This is a genomic window from Clostridium sp. X, from assembly GCF_055755365.1.
The window spans coordinates 1,560,394-1,581,139 of record NZ_CM146912.1 but is presented as its reverse complement, the minus strand read 5'-3'; the positions used below and the strand labels follow the sequence as shown (position 1 = coordinate 1,581,139).

Annotated in this window: 21 protein-coding genes and 1 other annotated feature; of the genes, 3 read left to right on the top strand and 18 right to left on the bottom strand. The window is 31.7% G+C overall.

Annotated features, from left to right (window positions below; all coding sequences use genetic code 11):
- Nucleotide 1 precedes the first annotated feature (1 nt).
- From trpB to lepB, 9 genes are all read right to left on the bottom strand, one after another.
- Nucleotides 2-1,186, bottom strand: coding sequence for a tryptophan synthase subunit beta (gene trpB, locus ACX0KU_RS08050; protein WP_472992424.1), 1,185 nt, complete (start codon nt 1,184-1,186; stop codon nt 2-4).
- Entirely contained in the window at nt 1,182-1,787 is a 606-nt protein-coding gene (locus ACX0KU_RS08045) for a phosphoribosylanthranilate isomerase (protein ID WP_472989283.1), read from the bottom strand. Before ACX0KU_RS08045 ends, trpB begins: the two co-directional genes overlap by 5 nt.
- Nucleotides 1,777-2,556: an indole-3-glycerol phosphate synthase TrpC gene (gene trpC, locus ACX0KU_RS08040; protein WP_472989282.1), complete on the bottom strand. Its 780-nt coding sequence runs from the start codon at nt 2,554-2,556 to the stop codon at nt 1,777-1,779. The genes ACX0KU_RS08045 and trpC overlap by 11 nt, the downstream gene beginning before the upstream one ends.
- Nucleotides 2,553-3,569 (bottom strand): anthranilate phosphoribosyltransferase, encoded by a 1,017-nt coding sequence (trpD, locus tag ACX0KU_RS08035; RefSeq protein ID WP_472989281.1) that lies wholly within the window; start codon nt 3,567-3,569, stop codon nt 2,553-2,555. Before trpD ends, trpC begins: the two co-directional genes overlap by 4 nt.
- Nucleotides 3,563-4,138, bottom strand: a complete 576-nt coding sequence (locus ACX0KU_RS08030; protein ID WP_472989280.1) for an anthranilate synthase component II — start codon at nt 4,136-4,138, stop codon at nt 3,563-3,565. The genes trpD and ACX0KU_RS08030 overlap by 7 nt, the downstream gene beginning before the upstream one ends.
- On the bottom strand, nt 4,135-5,547 hold the full coding sequence (gene trpE / locus ACX0KU_RS08025; RefSeq protein ID WP_472989279.1) for an anthranilate synthase component I: 1,413 nt from the start codon (nt 5,545-5,547) through the stop codon (nt 4,135-4,137). Before trpE ends, ACX0KU_RS08030 begins: the two co-directional genes overlap by 4 nt.
- Before the next feature lie 45 nt (nt 5,548-5,592).
- Nucleotides 5,593-5,926: a binding site (T-box leader), on the bottom strand.
- 71 nt (nt 5,927-5,997) lie between these two features.
- The gene (locus ACX0KU_RS08020) at nt 5,998-8,112 is read right to left on the bottom strand and encodes a HelD family protein (RefSeq protein ID WP_472989278.1); all 2,115 of its coding nucleotides are present in this window, start codon (nt 8,110-8,112) and stop codon (nt 5,998-6,000) included.
- On the bottom strand, nt 8,105-9,937 hold the full coding sequence (gene ftsH, locus ACX0KU_RS08015; protein ID WP_472989276.1) for an ATP-dependent zinc metalloprotease FtsH: 1,833 nt from the start codon (nt 9,935-9,937) through the stop codon (nt 8,105-8,107). Before ftsH ends, ACX0KU_RS08020 begins: the two co-directional genes overlap by 8 nt.
- Before the next feature lie 424 nt (nt 9,938-10,361).
- Nucleotides 10,362-10,907: a signal peptidase I gene (lepB, locus tag ACX0KU_RS08010; RefSeq protein WP_472989275.1), complete on the bottom strand. Its 546-nt coding sequence runs from the start codon at nt 10,905-10,907 to the stop codon at nt 10,362-10,364.
- 145 nt (nt 10,908-11,052) lie between these two features.
- Between lepB and ACX0KU_RS08005 the strand changes: the two genes are divergently transcribed.
- Together ACX0KU_RS08005 and ACX0KU_RS08000 are read left to right on the top strand one after the other, a co-directional pair.
- Nucleotides 11,053-11,496 (top strand): cell wall hydrolase, encoded by a 444-nt coding sequence (locus ACX0KU_RS08005; protein ID WP_472989273.1) that lies wholly within the window; start codon nt 11,053-11,055, stop codon nt 11,494-11,496.
- Nucleotides 11,497-11,547: 51 nt separating this feature from the next.
- On the top strand, nt 11,548-12,066 hold the full coding sequence (locus ACX0KU_RS08000; RefSeq protein ID WP_472989272.1) for a hypothetical protein: 519 nt from the start codon (nt 11,548-11,550) through the stop codon (nt 12,064-12,066).
- An 85-nt stretch (nt 12,067-12,151) separates the two neighbouring features.
- Here the strand turns inward: ACX0KU_RS08000 and ACX0KU_RS07995 are convergent, their stop codons facing one another.
- Together ACX0KU_RS07995 and ACX0KU_RS07990 are read right to left on the bottom strand one after the other, a co-directional pair.
- Complete coding sequence (locus ACX0KU_RS07995; protein ID WP_472989271.1) at nt 12,152-12,850, bottom strand: DUF4956 domain-containing protein; 699 nt, start codon at nt 12,848-12,850, stop codon at nt 12,152-12,154.
- On the bottom strand, nt 12,787-13,593 hold the full coding sequence (locus tag ACX0KU_RS07990) for a VTC domain-containing protein (RefSeq protein ID WP_472989269.1): 807 nt from the start codon (nt 13,591-13,593) through the stop codon (nt 12,787-12,789). The genes ACX0KU_RS07995 and ACX0KU_RS07990 overlap by 64 nt, the downstream gene beginning before the upstream one ends.
- Nucleotides 13,594-13,760: 167 nt before the next feature.
- Here ACX0KU_RS07990 and ACX0KU_RS07985 point away from each other — a divergent pair, with 167 nt between their 5' ends.
- Entirely contained in the window at nt 13,761-15,020 is a 1,260-nt protein-coding gene (locus ACX0KU_RS07985) for a sensor histidine kinase (protein ID WP_472989267.1), read from the top strand.
- A 169-nt stretch (nt 15,021-15,189) separates the two neighbouring features.
- On the opposite strand, the gene ACX0KU_RS07980 is transcribed toward ACX0KU_RS07985, so the two are convergent.
- The 7 genes from ACX0KU_RS07980 to ACX0KU_RS07950 form a co-directional block, all read right to left on the bottom strand.
- Nucleotides 15,190-15,333, bottom strand: a complete 144-nt coding sequence (locus tag ACX0KU_RS07980) for a hypothetical protein (RefSeq protein ID WP_472989266.1) — start codon at nt 15,331-15,333, stop codon at nt 15,190-15,192.
- Between the two features lie 77 nt (nt 15,334-15,410).
- On the bottom strand, nt 15,411-15,551 hold the full coding sequence (locus tag ACX0KU_RS07975) for a hypothetical protein (RefSeq protein ID WP_472989265.1): 141 nt from the start codon (nt 15,549-15,551) through the stop codon (nt 15,411-15,413).
- A 104-nt stretch (nt 15,552-15,655) separates the two neighbouring features.
- On the bottom strand, nt 15,656-16,360 hold the full coding sequence (locus ACX0KU_RS07970; RefSeq protein ID WP_472989263.1) for an ABC transporter ATP-binding protein: 705 nt from the start codon (nt 16,358-16,360) through the stop codon (nt 15,656-15,658).
- Nucleotides 16,354-17,136, bottom strand: coding sequence for an ABC transporter ATP-binding protein (locus ACX0KU_RS07965; protein WP_472989262.1), 783 nt, complete (start codon nt 17,134-17,136; stop codon nt 16,354-16,356). Before ACX0KU_RS07965 ends, ACX0KU_RS07970 begins: the two co-directional genes overlap by 7 nt.
- Complete coding sequence (locus ACX0KU_RS07960; protein WP_472989261.1) at nt 17,136-18,065, bottom strand: branched-chain amino acid ABC transporter permease; 930 nt, start codon at nt 18,063-18,065, stop codon at nt 17,136-17,138. The genes ACX0KU_RS07965 and ACX0KU_RS07960 overlap by 1 nt, the downstream gene beginning before the upstream one ends.
- Before the next feature lie 10 nt (nt 18,066-18,075).
- Nucleotides 18,076-18,960, bottom strand: a complete 885-nt coding sequence (locus ACX0KU_RS07955; RefSeq protein WP_472989259.1) for a branched-chain amino acid ABC transporter permease — start codon at nt 18,958-18,960, stop codon at nt 18,076-18,078.
- 91 nt (nt 18,961-19,051) lie between these two features.
- Nucleotides 19,052-20,221 carry an ABC transporter substrate-binding protein gene (locus tag ACX0KU_RS07950; RefSeq protein WP_472989257.1) on the bottom strand — a complete coding sequence of 390 codons (1,170 nt, stop codon included), beginning with the start codon at nt 20,219-20,221 and terminating at the stop codon, nt 19,052-19,054.
- Between the last annotated feature and the right edge of the window lie 525 nt (nt 20,222-20,746).

Below are 20,746 nucleotides of genomic sequence, written 5' to 3'. Positions count from 1 at the left end.
ATTATCCCTCCACAATTTCTTTACCTAAATATTTTCCTATGGTGTGAACGTCCTTATCTCCTCTTCCAGAAAGATTCACTATTATAATCTTATCCTTATCCATGGTTGGAGCTAGCTTCATAGCATAAGCTATGGCATGAGAGCTTTCTAGTGCTGGTATTATTCCTTCCTTAGTACATAAATATTGGAAGGCTTCTACAGCTTCTTTGTCTGTTATAGGCTCATATTTAACTCTTCCAATCTCTCCTAAATATGCATGTTCTGGTCCTACACCTGGATAATCAAGTCCTGCGGAAATAGAGTAGGCTGGCTTAATTTGACCCTCTTCATCCTGCATAAGTAAAGTCTTCATTCCATGAAGAACTCCGACTTTTCCTTCAGCAAAGGCTGCTCCATGCTGTCCTGTTTCTATACCAAGTCCTCCTGCTTCTATTCCATACATCTTAACTTCTTTATCATCAATAAAAGGATGGAATAGTCCCATAGCGTTACTTCCTCCACCTATTGCTGCAATAAGCACATCTGGAAGTCTACCTTCTGACTCTAATATTTGTTTCCTCGCTTCTTCTCCAATTATCTTTTGAAATTCTCTTACCATAGTTGGATATGGATGAGGCCCTACAACAGAACCTATAACATAAAAAGTATCTTCTACTTTTTTTACCCATTCTCTTATTGCCTCATTAGTTGCATCCTTTAAGGTTCCAGTACCTGAGGTTACAGACTCTACCTTTGCCCCTAGAAGCTCCATTTTAAATACATTTAATCTTTGTCTCTCTATATCTTCTTCTCCCATGAATACCGTACATTCCATTCCGAATAGTGCTGCTCCTGTTGCAGTTGCAACACCATGTTGTCCTGCTCCTGTTTCAGCAATAACTTTCTTTTTACCCATTCTCTTTGCAAGAAGTATCTGTCCTAAAACATTGTTTATCTTGTGTGCTCCTGTATGGTTTAAATCTTCTCTTTTGAGATAAATCTTAGCTCCACCTAAATCTTCAGTAATCCTTTCTGCTAAGTATAATGGTGACGGTCTCCCCACATATTGTTTTAGATAATACTCATATTCTTTTTTAAATTCTTCATCTTCACTATATTTTATAAAGGCTTCTTCTAATTCCTTTAATGCATTCATTAATGTTTCTGGAACATATTGTCCACCAAACTTACCAAACTTTCTGCTAATACTCATATCTCTTTACCCTCCTAATGAATTCTTTTATTTTTTCTTCATCTTTCTTCCCGTCGCTCTCAACTCCTGAGCTTATATCTACTACATGAGGACGTACTGTTAAAATTCCTTCCTCAACATTTTCAGCTTTCAATCCCCCTGCTAGAATAGTAAATAAGTCATTTGAAATTCCCTTAATAAAATCCCAGTTGAATTTTTTCCCACTTCCCGCCTTTGCTCCATCTAGAAGTATTCCTGAAAGATTTTTATATACCTTCACTTTTTCTATATCCACATCACTAACTACAGCTATACCCTTCCATACTGGATAATTTATCTTATTACACTCCTCTAGACTTTCATTTCCGTGAAGCTGTGCTATATGAAGTCCACAGTATTTCATTATTTTATTTACTTCCTCAGGCTTTGTGTTTACGAAAACCCCTACCCCTTTTATATCTTTTCTTAAAGCACTCATCATTTCTTTTACTTCTTCTATAGATACCCTTCTTTTACTAGGAGCGAATACAAAACCCACATAATCTACTTCATATTTATTCACACTGTGGATATCTTCTAAGGTTTTAAGTCCACATATCTTAACCTTAGTATTCATAAGCCTTTTTAAACTCCTCTGCCTTTTTAGCTATACTCTCAGATTTCATAAAGCTTTCTCCTACTAAAATTCCATCTATAGCTGCTTCTTTTAAGAATCTTATATCCTCTTCACTGTGAATTCCACTCTCACTGACCACTAAAACTTTCTTAGGTATAAGTTTTCTAAGCTTTAAGGTATTATTTAAATCTATAGAGAAATCATTCAGATTTCTATTATTAATTCCAATTATCTGAGCACCAGCCTGAAGAGCTCTTTCTACTTCTTCCTCTGTATGAACCTCAACTAGAGAATCCATCTGAAGCTCTTTAGCTAGCTTTATATATTCCTTTAACTGTTCATCTTTTAATATTGAAGTTATTAAAAGTACACAACTTGCTCCAAGTACTCTAGCCTCATATATCTGAAATTTACTAATTATAAAGTCTTTCCTTAGTAGAGGATTACTTACCACTTTACTAACTCTTCTTAAATATTCTGGACTACCCTTAAAAAAATCTTCCTCTGTCAAAATAGATATTGCATCTACAGCCTTTTCATATTCTAAAGCCACCTTTTCAGGGTCTAAATCTTCTTTAATTAACCCTTTTGATGGAGAAGCCTTTTTAATTTCTCCTATTATAGATAACCCTTCTTTGGATATAGCCTCATAAAAACTTGATGGCTTTAACATACTCTTTATCTCTTTTTGAAATTCACTTATGCTAGAATATAGCTTTTGTTCCTCAACTACCTTTTCTTTTCTATGAACAATTTCTTTTAGTATCATGCTAACCTCCTAGTATAATCGATATACTCCTCCATTTTTTTTCTGGCTAGTCCCTTATCAATTATGTCCTTTGCAAGATTTATGCCTTCCTTAATTGACTCTGCTTTCTTGCCAAGATAAAGGGCTGCCCCACTATTTAAAAGAAGAATATCTCTTCTTGGTCCTATTTCTCCTTTAAATAGATTCTTAATTGTATTTGCATTTTCTATAGCATTTCCCCCTATAATATCCTCTTTACTTCCTCTATAAAGATTAAAATCTTCTGGACTTATAGTGTAGGTATTTACTCTATTATCCTTTAATTCAGTTATTTTTGTTTCTCTTGTTATAGTTATCTCATCTAGACCATCCATCCCATGAACTACTAATGCATGCTCCACTTCTAAATTCTGAAGTACTCTTGCTATAGGCTCTGTTAGAGCTTTATCATATACTCCAACTATCTGAGTTTTTGCCTTTGCTGGATTTGTTAGAGGACCTAAAAGATTAAATATGGTTCTAAATCCCAGCTCTCTTCTTGAATTAACTACATTCTTCATAGCCTTGTGGAAACTAGGTGCAAACATAAATCCAATTCCTTGTTCCTTTACGCATCTCTCCACCTGTTCTGCTACTAACATAATATTTGCACCTAAAGCTTCGAGAACATCTGCACTTCCACTTCTACTAGAAACTGACCTATTGCCATGCTTAACCACAGGTATTCCTGCTGCTGCACAGATGAAAGCAGATGCCGTTGATATATTAAAAGTTCCTGCCATATCTCCCCCTGTTCCACAAGTATCTAAGGTATATAAAGATTCTAAGTTTACTTTTTCAGACTTTTGTCTCATTACTTTTGCTCCACCTGTTATCTCTTCAATAGTTTCACCTTTAATAGATAATGCAGTTAAAAAGCTTCCAATTAGAGTCTCTGAGGCTTCTCCATTCATGATTTCCTCTAAAGCAATTATCATTTCCTCTTCTCTTAAATTTTCACTTTTTATAAGCTTATTTATAGCATCCTTTAACATATCTCCATCTCCTCTCCAACAAAATTTTTAATTAGCTCTCTTCCACAAGGGGTATATATTGATTCTGGATGAAATTGAAGTCCTATAAGTGGGTGATACTTATGCTGTATACCCATTATTTCTCCATCTTCTGCAATAGCTGTAACTTCAAATTCATCAGAAAGTGTATTTTCTTTTATAGCTAGTGAATGATATCTTGCAACCTCTATCTCTTTTGGCAAACCCTTGAAAACGCCTTTCCCTTTATGTTCTATTTGTGACTGTTTGCCATGACATAGTTTTTTTGCATAGCTTACTTCTCCCCCAAAGGCTTCTCCAATACATTGATGTCCAAGACATATTCCTAGTATTGGAATCCTTTTATAGAAAGCCTTTATAATTTCCATAGAGTTACCAGCTTCTTTAGGAGTCTTAGGTCCTGGTGATATTACTATTCTATTTGGTTTTAACCTTTCAATTTCATTTATAGTAATCTCATCATTTCTAAAAACCATAACCTGATCATATTCTCCAAGATATTGATAAAGATTGTAGGTAAATGAATCATAATTATCTACTAGTAAAATCATCCTATATCTCCTCCTAATATTTTAATTAGTGCCTTTGCTTTATTTTGAGTTTCTTCATATTCATTTTCTGGTACAGAGTCAGCTACGATTCCAGCTCCTGATTGTATATAAGCTTTTCTATTTTTCACAACCATCATGCGTATTGCTATACACATATCCATATTTCCATCAAAGCCAAAATACCCAACTGCTCCCCCATATAGTCCTCTTTTTTCTCTTTCTAACTCTTCAATAATTTCCATTGCTCTAATCTTAGGTGCTCCTGATAAGGTACCAGCTGGTAAAATAGAGGATAAAATGTCAAAGGCATTCTTTTTTTCATCTCTTTCTCCTTCTACTGTAGAGACTAGATGCATTACATGAGAATAATTTTTTACCTCCATAAACTCACTTAACTTTATAGAACCAATCTTGCAAACCTTGCCCATATCATTTCTCGCAAGATCCACTAACATTACGTGCTCTGCCTTCTCCTTCTCATCACTAAGTAAATCTTCTGCTAATAATTTATCTTCCTTAAAATCTTTACCCCGCTTTCTAGTGCCCGCAATAGGACAAGTATAGACTCTATCTTTTTGCATTTTCACAAGCATTTCTGGTGAGCTTCCTAAAACCTGATATTCTCCATAATTTATATAGAACAAGTACTGTGAAGGATTAAGTTCTCTTAGTCTTCTATATATTTCAAAAGGATTTTCTTCACTTTCTATTTCCCATCTTTGAGATAAAACTACTTGAAATATATCCCCCTCGTAGATGTATCTTTTAGCTCTTTCCACAGATTTTATATACTCTTCTTTAGAGACATTACTTTTCACTATACTTTTCTTGCAATAATCCTCTAAAATAAAATCTTTTATATTTAACATTGAATTTTTTATCTCATTTTCAATAAAACTAAGCTTTTGTTCAGCCTTTTCTCTACCAAGATCTCCCTCTTCCTCTAAGACTAAAAGTATAATCTTACTATGGTGGTGATTGTATATAACAAGTTCTGTTGCTATCATCAAATTTACATCAGGTAAATCTAACACGTCCTTGTTTTCATTAGGTAGCTTTTCATATTGACGAATGATATCATAACTGATACTACCTACAGCACCACCTACAAAAGGGTACTCAGTGTCATTATTAATTTTATATTTATCTAAGTAATCCTTAACTATATCAAGTAATCTTCCATTTTTAACTTGTATAGTATCTTTTTCTATTATTGTCATCTCATTGTTTTTTCCTTGCAAAATTGCACTAGGATTTTTAGAAATAAAAGAAAATTTATTATTTTCAGCATCGTAACTTTCTAATAAAAATCCTTTATCCTTTTCTACATACTTCTTAAACAGAGTTATTGGTGTTTCGGTATCCCCAGATATTACCTTTGTATATGGCACTAAACTTTTAACTTTCATATTGCTGCCCCCTTTTTTGAATAAAAAAATACCACTTCAATCCCAATATGGGACGAAGTGGTATAGTCGTGGTGCCACCCAATTTTAGATGTGCTTTTATCCTAAAAATAAAAGGCATTCTATCTGAATAAGATAAAATGCCTGTAGTCTACTAAAAATAAAACACATGCTCTCTTTTCAGATACGAGTAAATTACTTTACTGTATATCCTACCTCTGTAACGTGAGAACACGGCATCAGCTACTAATCATAATTAACATAATTTTCGCCTAGCATCTCATGGACCCATTCATTTTAAGTCTTGTTATCGGGCATCGCACCAAACCCCGACTCGCTTAAACAAAATCAAAAAACTACTCTTTCCAATCAGTGATTTTAATATATAAAATTCTATTACTAATAATTTATACTAAGATGTTTAGTTTGTCAATATCTTTTTTTTACCATCTTCTATACATTATACACATATAGCTCATGTAATGCCCTCGTAGCCATTACATAGGCCATCTTGTCTTCTTCAGCATCTTCCTGTGATTTTACCACTATTACAGCATCAAATTCTAATCCTTTTGCAAAATAAGAAGGTAGGGCTACTTCCCCTTTATTATAGATAATATCTTCTCTATCTATGACCTTTAATTTTGTTCTCGATTTAATTGATGCTGCTATCTTTTCTGTTTCCTGAAGATTTTTACATACTATTGCTATACTTTCAAACCCTTCTTTAGTTAAGGTTTGAAGATTATTATAAATCTCCTCTAATAATGCTTCATGACTTGAGAATTTTTTTTCTATAACATCTTTTCCATTTCTAACAATAGGAACTATTTTGTCTTCTTTTAAAAATTTATTAGCATATTCCATAATTTCTTTAGTAGATCTATAACTTTTATTCAAATCAAAATGTTCTACATCAGCAAATACTTTTTCAAGTTCCATTATTGGAGAGTTACCTTCTATTGGTATCATTCTTTGATTTTTATCTCCAACAATAGTATATCCTCTACACTTAGTAAGCTCTTTAATTACCATAAATTGAAGTAAGCTATAATCCTGTGCTTCATCAATAACTACATGTTTAATATCTTCATCTACCTTTAGTCCTTCTAGCTTTATTTTTAAATATAAAATAGGAGCTAAATCATCTATGGTAAGTTTTTTATTTTGATTTAAACTATTGTAAATTTCAACACAGCTTTCATTATTCATCCATTCTAAAGAGTTCTTTGCTTCTATAACCTTCTCAATAACTTCTCTAATCTTAATTCTTCTTCTAAAGTTTAAGTCACTTTCTTGAATGTTTTTTTGTTCCTCATTTAGACTAGCTATAGTATCTTTGTACCATTTTTCTATTTCTCGAACTTCTTCATCTCTTTTATCTTTAATCTTTGCAAATAAAATTCTCTTTACCTTTGCGCTTCTTCTAAACAAAGGCATATCTTTATAGTAGTCAAATAATTCCATTATTGCTTCTTTTGGAACTATTTTTAAATCTCCAACAAAAAGATCTTTTGCGTTGAAATATTTAGCATTTAAAGTAGCTATAAATTTATCTAATTCCTTAATATATTCTGTAGAAGTTTTAAACAAAATTTCATCAATAAATTCTTTATCTTTGCTTATCACTTTTTCCATATAATCTTTGAATTCCATGATATTTCTTAACTCTAAAATATCTAAAGCAAATTCTGTAAAGGTCTGCTGTCTCACACCTATTTCACCTAAGCTCGGAAGAACTGTTGATATATATTCCATAAATATTTTATTAGGTCCTAATATCAAAACTTTATCTTGAAGAATTTTCCTATAATTATATAAAAGATATGCAACTCTATGAAGAGCAATTGTAGTCTTTCCACTACCCGCTATTCCATTGACTACAATTGTCTTTTCTCTTGGTTGTCTAATAATACTGTCCTGTTCTGCCTGAATAGTCATAATTATATCTTTAAGTTTCTCTCCAGCACTTTCACTTAAAACCATTTGCAGTATTTCATCTTTTACATCTACTTCTGAATCAAACATACCTTTAAGTTGCTCTTTTTTTATTATAAATTGTCTTTTGCCTAATATCTCTGTAGGTACTTTACCCATAGGAGCCTCATAGTGTGCATCTCCTAGCTTACCTGCATAAAATAAAGATGCTACCGGCGCTCTCCAGTCTACAACTATAGGTTCATATGCATCATCTGGTGTAATTCCAAATCTACCAATATAAACTTTTTCTTCATCATTATAGGCAACTTCCTTAAAATGGACTTTACCAAAATAAGGTGAAGGTTGAAGAATAGTAAGCTCTTTTAGCTTTCTATCTATAGCCCTATAGCTCTCTTCACTTACATACCTCTCATGATCAAAGTATTCTATCAGCTTATCTTCATCATCCCTGTAATCTTCTAAATTTTTCTTTCTGAAATCAATTAAATTCTCTGTTAAGGTAGTTCTTTTATCAATATAATTTCTGATTTCACTCTTTATTGTTTCAACAGTATCTTCAAGTTTTTGCTTCTCAGCCTCTAATTCTAATTCTTTTTTAATTTCTTTTTCTAATTCCATATTAGACATTTAAATCATCCCTCTTCTCATTTCTTACCATATCCATAAATTCTTCTCCCATAAGGGTTTCTTTTTCAATAAGTCTTTCTGATATATTAGTTAAAAGCTCTTTATTTTCTTCTAACATTCTTATAGCTTTACTGTGAGCTGCTTTTATAATTTTTAAAGTTTCTTCATCTATAACTGATGCTGTTTCATCACTACAATTTCTAATGAGTTTACCATCGAGGTATCTATTAGATACAGACTCTAATGCCATCATATCAAACCGCTCTGTCATACCATAAATAGTCACCATATTTCTCGCTGTCTGAGTTGCCTTTTCAATATCATTTGATGCTCCTGTAGAAATTGAGTTAAACTCTACTTCTTCTGCAGCTCTTCCTCCTAACATTACTGTTATCTTATCTAGCATTTCTTCTTTGCTAACTAGATATTTTTCCTCCTCTGGAAGCTGCATAGTGTATCCAAGCGCTCCCATGGTTCTTGGAATAATAGTAATTTTATGGACAGGATCAGTATTTTTAAGTAGTGCTGCTACTAGAGCATGCCCCACCTCGTGAAATGCCACAATTCTTTTTTCTTTATGTGACATTATTCTATCCTTTTTCTCTTTACCAGCTATTATAATCTCAACAGCCTCTTGTAGATCCTCTTGAATAACTAATTTTCTTTTCCTTTTAACCGCAAAAAGTGCAGCTTCATTTATTATATTAGCAAGATCTGCTCCTACTGCTCCTGGAGTAGCTTTTGCAATTTCCTCAAGATTCACATCCTCTGCCATTTTAACACCCTTTGAATGTACTCTTAATATAGCATCTCTTCCTTTTAAGTCCGGCGTGTCCACAATAACTCTTCTATCAAATCTTCCTGGTCTTAATAAAGCCTTATCTAAAACTTCTGGTCTATTGGTTGCTGCAAGAATCACAACTCCCTTTGAAGAATCAAACCCATCCATTTCAGCCAAAAGCTGATTTAACGTTTGTTCCCTCTCATCATTTGCTCCACCTATACCATTATCTCTACTTTTTCCTATAGCATCTATTTCATCAATAAATACTATGCAAGGTGCTTTTTCTTCTGCCTGCTTAAATAAGTCTCTCACCCTTGATGCACCCATTCCAACAAACATTTCTACAAAGCTTGAACCTGAAAGAGAGAAAAATGCTACCTTGGCTTCTCCTGCTACTGCCTTTGCAAGTAAGGTCTTCCCCGTACCTGGTGGACCAACAAGTAACGCTCCCTTTGGTAATTTAGCTCCTATTTCTGTATATTTATCAGGATTATGTAGAAAATCTACAATCTCTACTAAAGATTCCTTTGCCTCATCTTGTCCCGCAACATCATCAAAGCTTAATCCAGTTTCATCTTCAGCATAAATCTTAGCATTGTTTTTTCCAAAAGACATTACGCTTCCGCCCATTCTTTTTTCCATGGTTCCAAATATAATTCTTCCAATAAATATAAATAATATAATAGGAAGTATCCATTCTATAAGAAGCTTTTTCATAGGGTCATTACTATTATCTTCCCCATCATACTCAACATTACCTTCTTTTAATCTCTCAATAAGAGGTCTTATATTTTCCTTTTCAATATTCGTTGTATACTTTATTTTTTTATTGAACCCTGTTCCTTCTTTAGGCACAATAACTATTTGATTATCAGTTATCTGAACTTCTTTAATTGTTTTCTCTTCTATCATTTTTTCAAAAACGCTATATTTTATATGTTCCATTCTTGCACTTCTTATAACATAATTTAATATCAGAAGTAGTGACATTACTCCCGTAACATAATATATTAAATAGTTAAGTTTTTTATTTTTAAACATTTCACATCCTCCCAGCAGAAAATCAAAATTTTTAATATAATATCAATAATGTCTATTTTAATGAATACATATATATCTATATTATTATTGACATTATTTTCATAAAATTTCAGTGATTTTTATAGAAATTATTAATTTATTAACTTCAAGTCACACTTTATACAGAAAATAATTATACATTATAATAAATTATATTACATTTAAATTTTTATTAATTATACATCTAAATTAAGCCTTTATAATAATTTAAAATACACAAATACTTTTATTGACATTAAAATAAACTGATAATACAATATAATTGTAGAAATTTACTTTTATAAACAATAAGCTATACATAGAATGAGAAATCTTGCATTTCCCTCCCACATCTATGTATAGTGTTTTTTTTATTCAAATGAAAAGATACCAATTTCATGGTATCTTAGTTATTTACTGACTGTAATGCCTCTTCTCCAATTTTAAAGTTTCCAAATCTATCAAAAGGAAATACCACAACTCTAGCTTTGCCTTTTATATTTTTCTCTGGTATATAGCTCTGTTGCCAATATCTGCTATCCCATGAGTTTGCTCTATTATCCCCCATAAAAAAGTAATGTCCTTCTGGAACCTTAAACTCGCCACCTTTTCCTCCATTATAAACAACATAAGGTTGCTCTGTTTTTTCTCCATTAACATATACGTCTCTATTTTCATCTATTTTTATTTCGTCTCCTGGAAGTCCTATAAGTCTTTTAATTAATGTCTCCTGTAATTCCTCTGAATAAAAAACAACTGTATCTCCAGTTTTTAATTTCTTTTTATCATAAAGTCTAGTTACAATAATTCTATCTCCAGGGGCTATTGTTGGATACATAGACTTTGTAGGAACTGAGACTTGGAAAAACAAAAATTTATTTATTAAAACTGCAAGTATAATAGCAGCTCCTATGGGAACTATCCATTCCTTAAAAAATGCTTCAAATTTCATATGTCAATCTCTCCTTCAATATGTAATACATAAAACAATTTTACCATAAATATTATAAGATACCAGTTTTATTTTATAAAAAGTTAGTACCTTTTATGAGCTAATGAATAGATTATATTGTGAGCAAAATTATTGAGGTGAAAAAATGGCTTACTCTGATAGAGAGTTATTAGCAAGAATGATAAAATGCGAAGCCGGTGGTGAAGGTGAAACCGGAATGAAAGCCGTTGCGACTGTTATAATGAATAGGGTAAGAGTTCCCTTTGGGGAATATCAAAGAATTGGTCAAGGAAGTGTAAGAAAAGTATTGTATCAAGCAGGTCAATTTGATTGTATGCGTTCTGTTCTTAATAATGTACCTAATCCTCAGACCATTTGGGCTAGTCCACCTGACCAGATACATTGGGATATTGCAGATTGGGCTTTAGCTGGAAATCGTACTTTTAATATTGGTTATTCTTTATGGTACTTTAATCCTTTTATACCTACTTGCCAATACTACTTTCCTCGTAATCGTTCAGGTTCATTCCAGATTAGAGTAAAAGAACATTGTTTCTATAACCCTACTGAGCTTTATTCTCAAACTTAAGCTATAAATTTTATTTAAATATATATTAATATTATCAAGGAGGACATTTTAATGGAAGATTGGTTAGATTTCGACTATAGACAAATGCCGGAGGTTCCAAACCCTATGTTTGGTCCAATGATGCCTTATCAACAAATGCCAATGATGCCTTGTCAACAAATGCCAATGATGCCTTATCAACAACCACCTGTAGTATCTCCACTAGAGGCTCCGCCTTCACCTATTCCTATGCCTATGCCTATGCCTGGTACAGGTACTGGTACTGCTGCACCTGATTTCCAAATGCAAGTTGGAACACCAGTTCAACGAGATAGAAATTATCTTCAAGGATATTTAAGAACATTAATTGGAAAGCCAGTTAGAGTTGAATTCTTAATAGGAACAAATATACTTACAGACCGTGTAGGAACCTTAGTAGAAGTTGGAATAGATCATATATCATTAGTTCCTTTCAATTCAAATGACCTACAAATATCTGATCTTTATTCTATCAAATTTGTTCAAGTATATGGTGGTGCTGATGGATTGCCTGCTGGTGTTAAAAGCCAAACAGTTTCTATGACTAGATAATTAAATTATAAAAATACCCTGGGAGAAAATTTTACCCTCAGGGTATTTTTTTACGTTTATTTATTTCACTATAATTCTACATTTCCTAATACTCTGATGACTCTGCCCGCATTGATAAAATAATATTTAAGTTACCATTTCTGCATCTCAATGAATCCAAAAATTCTTTTTGACTTATTTTATCATCCATGGTTATTGTATAAACAAGTTCAAACAAACTACCTAAATCAGTAGTCTTTACCTTTATAAGTTCATGTCCTTTTGTATATTGTGTAAATAAATCATCAAAGGCACCTTCATAATCTAAATCCTCTGGAATAGTTATCTTAAGTAGCTTCTGTGAAACTTTTTTTGCACCAATATTAAATAAACTAAGGATAAACATGAGTAGGCAAAGAAATATTGTAAAAAATGCTGCATATCCAAAAAGTCCCACCCCACACGAAAGTCCTGCTGCCATAGAAAATAGTACATATGATATATCCTTTGGGTCTCCTGGAGCACTTCTGAATCTAATAATTGAGAAGGCACCTGCTAAACTAAAGGCTCTTGCAATATTGCTTCCTATTAAGAGTACAATTATTGCTATAACTGTAGTTATAATAATAAGTGTTAGAGAAAAATTCTGTGAATAACCTTTTTTATTGCATGTCTTCATATAAGTAAAACTTATAATTCCTCCTAATATAAATGAAATAACTATTGTTAATATCGAATTTTCTAAAGATATTGATGCACCATTTGAGGTTGTGCTAAATATTGTGCTGGATATTGTTTCATACATTCGCTGATTTCTCCTTTCGCTTTTTTATTCTTTGATAACATTTTTTTATATTCATTTCCATACTTTGAAAAGTTTGATTTATATATCTTATATTCTGAAAGCAATCTTGAAAGCCATAATGGTATATTCGTCTCTGCCTTTACCTCTATTAGTACCTTTCCATCTTCTAATAATTCTTCTCCATAACTTCCTGCCTCAAGCCTTAAATCATACCTTCTTGTTATAATATTTCTATCAAAAGTTATCCTTAAGTCTCTATTATCTCTGCTAAACATAGCTTTCCTGTCATAAGATAAATAAACCTTAGGTTCAAGATTATATATTTTAAAAACGTATTCAATTTCATTTAGGACCTGTTTATTCATGTAGTTCTTTATCTCAGGTTTCTTAGCAGTATCAGCAAATTTATAGGCTTCATTTAACGTTAACTTTGTTCTCCTTTTACTTCCCACTCCACAAATTTTTTTCTTAATTTCAAAGTACACCTTTTCATCTTCACTTGTTGGAACTCCATAAGCTCTAATTCTAAGTTTCTCTTTATATTTAGGTTTAGCTAATGAATTTCTAATTAAATAGTTATCCTTTGTATCATAATAGATATTAGTTATGCTATAAAATTCATTACTTTTATTATATTCATCTAGTTCCATGTATTCCAAACACCTAGCTTCAATATCCTTACATACAGATTCATCAATTAAATATTTATTCTCATGACGTTTAAATACCTCAATAGCCATCATAGTTCCCCTTTCCTAATTGCAATCTTTTTCTCTATGACTTTAATTTTACAGTCTAAACCTTAAACAAACCTTAAATAATTTACATGACTTTAACAGTTCATAATCTATTCATATTTAAGGTTCATTAAAGGTACTTATGATATAATTCAGTTAAGGAGGGTAATTAAATGTTTAAACAGCTTAGAAATAGGTTTCTCATGCTTAATTTAATAATAATATCAATTATGATGATTATTGCCTTTTCTACTATCTATATAATAACCTACAGTGATGTTCGTAGAAATATTGATTTAGAATTACATAAAATATCAGACTTTGATGGTAAACCAGATGGTAGATCAAATGAAGTTCCTAAAGAGATTAGGTCTAATCCTAATAATTTAGATCCCCATCATGATCGTTCACTTTCTTTTACTTTAATAACTGATGATAACGGCTCTATAGTTAGCTCTTTTTCTATATTTGACATGGATCTTGAATTCTATGAAACTGCTAAAAATATAGCATTATCTAAAACAAATGATAAGGGTAAATTTAAATTAGATGGTGACTACTGGGCTTTTATAATAAAACCTTCTGTAGAAGGCTATAAAATTGTATTCTTAGATATAACATCAAGACAAGGAATTCTAACAAATCTTATTTACACCTTTTTAATCGTTGCTGTTGTGATGCTTATTGTGATTTTCTTTATAAGTAGATTTTTTGCAAATAAATCTATACAACCAATTAAAGAAGCTTTTGATAAACAAAGGCAATTTATTGGTGATGCATCTCATGAATTAAAAACGCCGCTAGCTGTAATTAATACAAATGTAGATGTATTATTATCTAACAAAGAAGATACTATAAAGAATCAATTAAAATGGCTTAATTACATTAAATCTGAAGTAGAAAGAATGACTAAACTTACAAATGACCTTCTTTATCTAACTCAAATAGATTATTCAAATACAAAAATGATCTATTCTAATTTTGATTTAAGTAACGCAGTTGAAGATGTAATCTTAACTATGGAAGCCCTTATTTTTGAGAATAATATCTCCTTAAGTTATAATATTGACTCAAATTTATTTGTTAAAGGCAATAGTGAACAAATAAAACAAGTAGTTATGATACTTTTAGATAATGCACTAAAATATACAAATACTAAAGGTTCAATAGATGTAAGATTAAAAAACATTCACAACAATGCTAATTTATCTGTAACTAATACAGGGGAAGGAATTCCGGAAGAGTATATAAATAAGATATTTGACAGACTTTATCGCATTGATAAATCTCGGTCTAGTAATAGCGGTGGTTATGGTCTTGGTCTTTCTATAGCCAAGGCCATTATAGAACAGCATGATGGGGAAATTTCTGTTAAAAGTGTTCTTAATGATAACACTACATTTATTATAGAACTTCCTTGTAGTAATTCTTAGTATCAATATTAAAATATTATACCCACAGTGTTTTAACAAAATTTTATTCACATATTTAAAATAAAAATCCCCAATTTTTTATACAACATAAATATGTTGTATAAAAAATTGGGGATAACTTTTAATCTTTAATAAATTCTTACCTATCAATAAACTATTTTATTAGTACTTATTGTCCTCGATTAGTACTTCTCATAGGTCTTTTAGGTGATGGTACAGCAGCCTTATTATTGCTTTTAGCTCCCTGTCCTTGACCTTGTCCATTCTCATACTTACTACTGTTTGATTTAAAAACAGGCTTATTTTTAGCCATAATCTCACCTCTATTATATATGTATTTCTTATTTAATACATTATATAATATCATAGGCATATATACAATATTTTATATTACTTATTGTATTCTCTTATAGGTTCATATTTAGATTTATTTTTTTCTGATGGGTCAATATATTCAAAGTTACCCTCCGAGTTTTTTCTTATCCCTAGTTTAGCATAGTCCTTACCTTTAACTTTTAACTTATTTGCCATTAGTATCACCTCTAATGGTTATTATCTTCAATCATAAAATAATTATTTAAACAATATAGTAGACCCTTGAGGATAAAACTTTATCCTCAAGGGTCTACTTAAAATTAAGCACCAAGATATGCATTTTTTACATTTTCGTCATTTAAAAGATCTGAAGCTTTTCCTTCCATCTCAACATGACCATTTTGTATTACATAAGCTCTATGGGCAATCTTAAGTGCCATAGAAGCATTTTGTTCTACAAGTAAAACTGTAGTACCAGTTTTATTTATGTCCTCTATTATTGAAAAGATTTGCTTAACAACTAGAGGTGCAAGTCCCATAGATGGCTCATCTAGAAGAAGTAACTTAGGTCTTGACATTAATGCACGCCCTATAGCAAGCATTTGTTGCTCTCCTCCTGAAAGGGTTCCTGCCATTTGAGCTTTACGCTCTAATAATCTTGGGAAAGTTTCAAATATCTTTTCGTAATCCTTTTTTATTTCTGCTTTATCATTTCTAGAATAAGCACCCATTTCTAGATTTTCCATGATTGACATGTTATAAAAAATTCTTCTTCCTTCAGGTACATGAGACATTCCAAGCTTAACCATGTCACTAGCATTAATTTTAGATAAGTCATTTCCTTCGAATATAACTTTTCCTGTCTTTGGTTTTAATACTCCTGAAATTGTCTTAAGGGTTGTAGTTTTTCCCGCTCCATTTGCCCCTATTAAAGTAACAATTTCTCCTTTGTTTACCTTTACGCTTATACCCTTTAATGCATGAACAGCTCCATAATATACGTTAACATCTATCATTTCTAACATGCTTCGTCGTCACCTCCAAGATAAGCCTTAATAACCGCAGGATTATTTTGTATTTCTACTGGTGTTCCATTTGCAATAAGCTTTCCATAGTCTAATACATAAATTCTATTACATACAGACATTACAAGAGACATATCATGTTCTATAAGAATTACAGTAATATCAAATCTATCTCTAATCCATCTGATAAGCTCCATAAGTTCATTTGTTTCATTTGGATTCATACCTGCTGCTGGTTCGTCAAGTAATAAAACTTTAGGATTCGATGCAAGTGCTCTTGCGATTTCTAATCTTCTTTGATCTCCATAAGGTAGATTTTTTGCAAGCTCTTCTCTTTTTTCATGAAGATTAAATATCTCTAAAAGCTCCATAACTTTTTTAGTGGCATTTTCTTCTTCTTTATAATAAGAAGATCCTCTAAAAAGAGAAGGAATTAAGTTGTATTTGATATTATTATGAAAACCTACTCTTACATTTTCTTCTACTGTCATATCACTAAAAAGTCTAATATTTTGAAAGGTTCTAGCTATACCTGAAGATGCTATTTCATAAGCCTTTATTTTATTTGGATAAACTTTTTTATCAAAACTATAAATTATTTCACCTTCTGTTGGTGTATATATACCTGTAAGCATATTGAAAAATGTAGTTTTACCTGCTCCATTTGGACCTATAAGACCAATTATTTCTCCATGCTCTATTTTCATATTTACATTACTTACTGCTTTTACTCCACCAAAAGTCATTGAAATATTATTTACTTCAATCGCCGGCATTATTGAGTACCTCCCTTTTTAAAGAACTTAAATTTATAGTTACCCATAAGTCCTTGAGGCCTATAAACCATTATTAAGAAAAGTATAACTGAATATATTACCATTCTAAGTTCAGGAAATCCTTGAAGTAAAAGAGATATTACTGAAAGTGCTATAGCACCTACAACTGATCCCGTAATACTACCCATGCCTCCAAATACTACTATTACCAATATATCTATCGATTTCATAAATCCAAAAGCATCTGGTTTAATAAAGTAAAAGAATCCTGAATATAATGCTCCTGCAATTCCTGCAAAGAAAGCTCCAACTCCAAAAGCAAGTACTTTATAAAAAGAAGTATTAACTCCCATAGACTCAGCTGCTATTTCATCTTCTCTAATAGCTATACAAGCTCTTCCATTTTTTGAGTCTATAAAATTCTTTATTAAAATAATAGTAAGTGCAACCATAAAATATATCCATGTCCAGTTTGTATACTGTGGTATATCCATTAGTCCACTAGCTCCACCTAAATAATCATTGTTAAGGATCACTATTCTAACGATTTCTCCAAAACCTAAAGTTGCTATAGCAAGGTAATCCCCTTTTAATCTTAAAGTTGGAATTCCTATTATTATTCCTGCAACTGTTGCTGTTACTGCTCCTATAATCAATCCTATTGGGAAAGGCATTCCAAGCTTTGCTGTAACTACAGCTGATGCATATGCACCAACAGACATAAATGCTGCATGACCTAAAGAAAGTTGCCCTGTAAATCCTGTTATAAGATTTAAGCTTACAGCAAGGATAACGTTAATACCTACTATAACAAGATTAAGCATAATATAAGAATCTATTATACCAACACTTGATAATACCATTCCTAATACATATAAGGAAAGGACAAAAACTGTCGTTAATATATTGCTCTTATTAAATATCTTCATACTGTCCCTCCTACACTTTCTCTTTTACGTTTTTACCTAAAAGACCATTAGGTTTTACTAAAAGTATTATAATTAACACTGCAAAAGCCACTCCATCCTTATACAGAGAACCACCATAAGCACTAACCATAGTTTCTGTCATTCCAAGGAAGTATCCACCTAAAACTGCTCCTGGTATAATACCTATTCCTCCTATTACGGCAGCTACGAAGGCTTTAAGCCCTGGAAGCACTCCCATTAAAGGATTTATTGAATTGTAATATACCCCAATAAGCACTCCAGCAACTCCTGCTAAAGCTGAACCGATAGCAAAAGTAAATGATATTGTCTTATCAATACTTACTCCCATATATTGTGCTGCTTCTTTATCCATAGCAACAGCTCTCATAGCTTTACCTGTTTTTGTTTTATGTATAATGTATTGAAGTAGTACCATTAATACAGCTGTAATAGCTATTATGTATATATCTATAGTGTTTAGCATTACACTACCACTAAAAAGTTTTATCGTTTCATTTGCAAGTACTGGGGGAAAAGTTCTAGTTTCTGCTTTAACAAAATACATAGTTCCATATTCTATAAATAATGAAACTGCTATAGCCGTAATTAATGCAGCAATTCTAGTTGAGTTTCTAATTGGTTTATACGCTATTTTCTCTATTCCAATACCAATAAGTGCACAGGATACCATAGCTACAAGAAGTGCTGGGATAAAACCAAGATCAAGAAATGTAGTAGCTGCAAAGCCTATGTACGCTCCTAGCATATATATATCACCATGAGCAAAATTTATAAGATTTATGATACCATAAACCATAGTATAGCCTAACGCGATTAGTGCATAAATACTTCCAAGGGAAAGCCCATTAATTAATTGTTGTAAAAGTTGTTCCATTCTTCTCACTTCCTTATCAAAATATATTAGAGAGCACAAAAGTTTTTAATTCATAATGTACTCTCTAAATAACAAATATATAATTAAATTATTATTTTGGATCTAATTTCTTTAAGAATGTTTGTTCTCCATCTTTCATTTGAAGAATTGTTATTGATTTTACTGGGTTGTGGTTTTCATCTATAGATATTTTACCTGTTATTCCTTTAAAATCTTTAGTAGCTGCAAGAGCATCTTTAAGCTTAACAGAATCTACTTCTCCAGTTCTCTTTATTGCATCTGCAAGGAAATATGCTAAATCATATCCAAGAGCGTTAAATGCATCTGGTTCTTTGTTGTATTTAGCTTTAAATGCTTGTTGGAATTTTACAACTTCTGCTGCATCGTCTTTAGAAGAATAGTGGTTTGTGAAGTAAACTTCATTTAATGCTGTTTTTCCTGCAAGTTCAGCAAGTTTTGGTGATTCATAACCATCTCCTCCAAGTATAGGAGCAGTAATTCCAAGTTCTCTAGCTTGTTTTACAATTAAACCTACTTCTTCATAATAACCTGGAAGGTATATTACTTCTGGATTTAAACCTTTTATTTTTGTAAGTACTGCTTTAAAGTTCGTTTCTTTTGCTTGGTAAGCTTCTTCATTTACAACTTTTCCACCAAACTTTTCAAAGGTTTCTTTAAAGCTTTTTGCAAGACCTTTACTATAATCACTTGTGTTATCTACAAGTAATACTGCGTTCTTTTTACCTAAGTCTTCATATGCGAAGTTAGCCATTATAACACCTTGGAAAGAGTCACTAAAACAAGTTTTAAATATAAATTCTCTAACCTTTCCATTGCTATCTACAGTAACATCATCTGCTGTAGCAGAAGCTGATATTAGAGGCACTTTATTTTGAACTGCAATTGGTGCTGCTGCCTTTGTGTTACCTGAAGTTGCAGGTCCGAGTATTGCAACAACTTTATCTCTAGTTGCTAATCTAGATGTAACATTAGCTAATTCAGCTGCTTCTGACTTATTATCTGCTTTTACAGCTTCAATTTGCTTTCCTAAAACTCCACCTTCTTTGTTTATCTCTTCAAATGCAAGTTCAATACCTTGTACTAAACCTTGGCCATAAGTAGCCACTCCACCAGATAGTTCATAGTTTAGACCTACCTTTATGTTTTGAGCTGAAGCTGATGTTTGTGCACTTTTACCACATCCAGCAAGTGTACCTGTAGTAAATAATGCCGCCATTAATAATGCTACTTTCTTTTTCATAAAATTTCCCCCTTTTAATTAGAAACCTTGTAGATTAATAAAAAAAGCCTCTACATGTGTTAGAACACATGTAGAGGCGCTATTTACGCTGTACCACTCTACTTCACTACTCCCTTGCAGGCATAGCCTTTTTAGGTTCTTCTATTAAACCATGGCTTTTTAACGCAGCCTCGCGGTATAGCCTACTTTATTTCGACTATACAATTCAGAAGTGATCATTACTACCAAGTTAATCCGGTTCTCAGCTTGCCCGGTTCTCTGTAATTAACTTGATGGTAGCTTTGTTTTCGTCATAATTTTTAAATTATATATTATATTGTCAATCAACTTTAAACTCTTTATAAACTATAAATGATAGTATCATATACAAATACTCATGTCAATATGACTAAAAGATTTGCATAATATTAACTTTTGAAACTATAATTTAACTCTTTATTCATATTATTTATTTTATTTTATGTATTTTTCATATAGTTATTATAAATTTAATATCCTTCTTATATTATACAGGAAAAAAATTAC

Bases quoted from the DNA above. Each gene is read 5' to 3' on its own strand.
- trpC (WP_472989282.1), bottom strand. From the start codon at position 2,556: ATGATACTAAAAGAAATTGTTCATAGAAAAGAAAAGGTAGTTGAGGAA.
- ACX0KU_RS07990 (WP_472989269.1), bottom strand. From the start codon at position 13,593: ATGATGGCTATTGAGGTATTTAAACGTCATGAGAATAAATATTTAATT.
- ACX0KU_RS07995 (WP_472989271.1), bottom strand. From the start codon at position 12,850: ATGTATGAAACAATATCCAGCACAATATTTAGCACAACCTCAAATGGT.
- ACX0KU_RS08005 (WP_472989273.1), top strand. From the start codon at position 11,053: ATGGCTTACTCTGATAGAGAGTTATTAGCAAGAATGATAAAATGCGAA.
- lepB (WP_472989275.1), bottom strand. From the start codon at position 10,907: ATGAAATTTGAAGCATTTTTTAAGGAATGGATAGTTCCCATAGGAGCT.
- ACX0KU_RS07950 (WP_472989257.1), bottom strand. From the start codon at position 20,221: ATGAAAAAGAAAGTAGCATTATTAATGGCGGCATTATTTACTACAGGT.
- ACX0KU_RS07985 (WP_472989267.1), top strand. From the start codon at position 13,761: ATGTTTAAACAGCTTAGAAATAGGTTTCTCATGCTTAATTTAATAATA.
- ACX0KU_RS07975 (WP_472989265.1), bottom strand. From the start codon at position 15,551: ATGGCAAATAAGTTAAAAGTTAAAGGTAAGGACTATGCTAAACTAGGG.
- ACX0KU_RS07955 (WP_472989259.1), bottom strand. From the start codon at position 18,960: ATGGAACAACTTTTACAACAATTAATTAATGGGCTTTCCCTTGGAAGT.
- ACX0KU_RS07965 (WP_472989262.1), bottom strand. From the start codon at position 17,136: ATGCCGGCGATTGAAGTAAATAATATTTCAATGACTTTTGGTGGAGTA.
- ACX0KU_RS07970 (WP_472989263.1), bottom strand. From the start codon at position 16,360: ATGTTAGAAATGATAGATGTTAACGTATATTATGGAGCTGTTCATGCA.
- trpE (WP_472989279.1), bottom strand. From the start codon at position 5,547: ATGAAAGTTAAAAGTTTAGTGCCATATACAAAGGTAATATCTGGGGAT.
- ftsH (WP_472989276.1), bottom strand. From the start codon at position 9,937: ATGTTTAAAAATAAAAAACTTAACTATTTAATATATTATGTTACGGGA.
- ACX0KU_RS08045 (WP_472989283.1), bottom strand. From the start codon at position 1,787: ATGAATACTAAGGTTAAGATATGTGGACTTAAAACCTTAGAAGATATC.
- ACX0KU_RS08000 (WP_472989272.1), top strand. From the start codon at position 11,548: ATGGAAGATTGGTTAGATTTCGACTATAGACAAATGCCGGAGGTTCCA.
- trpD (WP_472989281.1), bottom strand. From the start codon at position 3,569: ATGTTAAAGGATGCTATAAATAAGCTTATAAAAAGTGAAAATTTAAGA.
- ACX0KU_RS08020 (WP_472989278.1), bottom strand. From the start codon at position 8,112: ATGTCTAATATGGAATTAGAAAAAGAAATTAAAAAAGAATTAGAATTA.
- ACX0KU_RS07980 (WP_472989266.1), bottom strand. From the start codon at position 15,333: ATGGCTAAAAATAAGCCTGTTTTTAAATCAAACAGTAGTAAGTATGAG.
- ACX0KU_RS07960 (WP_472989261.1), bottom strand. From the start codon at position 18,065: ATGAAGATATTTAATAAGAGCAATATATTAACGACAGTTTTTGTCCTT.
- ACX0KU_RS08030 (WP_472989280.1), bottom strand. From the start codon at position 4,138: ATGATTTTACTAGTAGATAATTATGATTCATTTACCTACAATCTTTAT.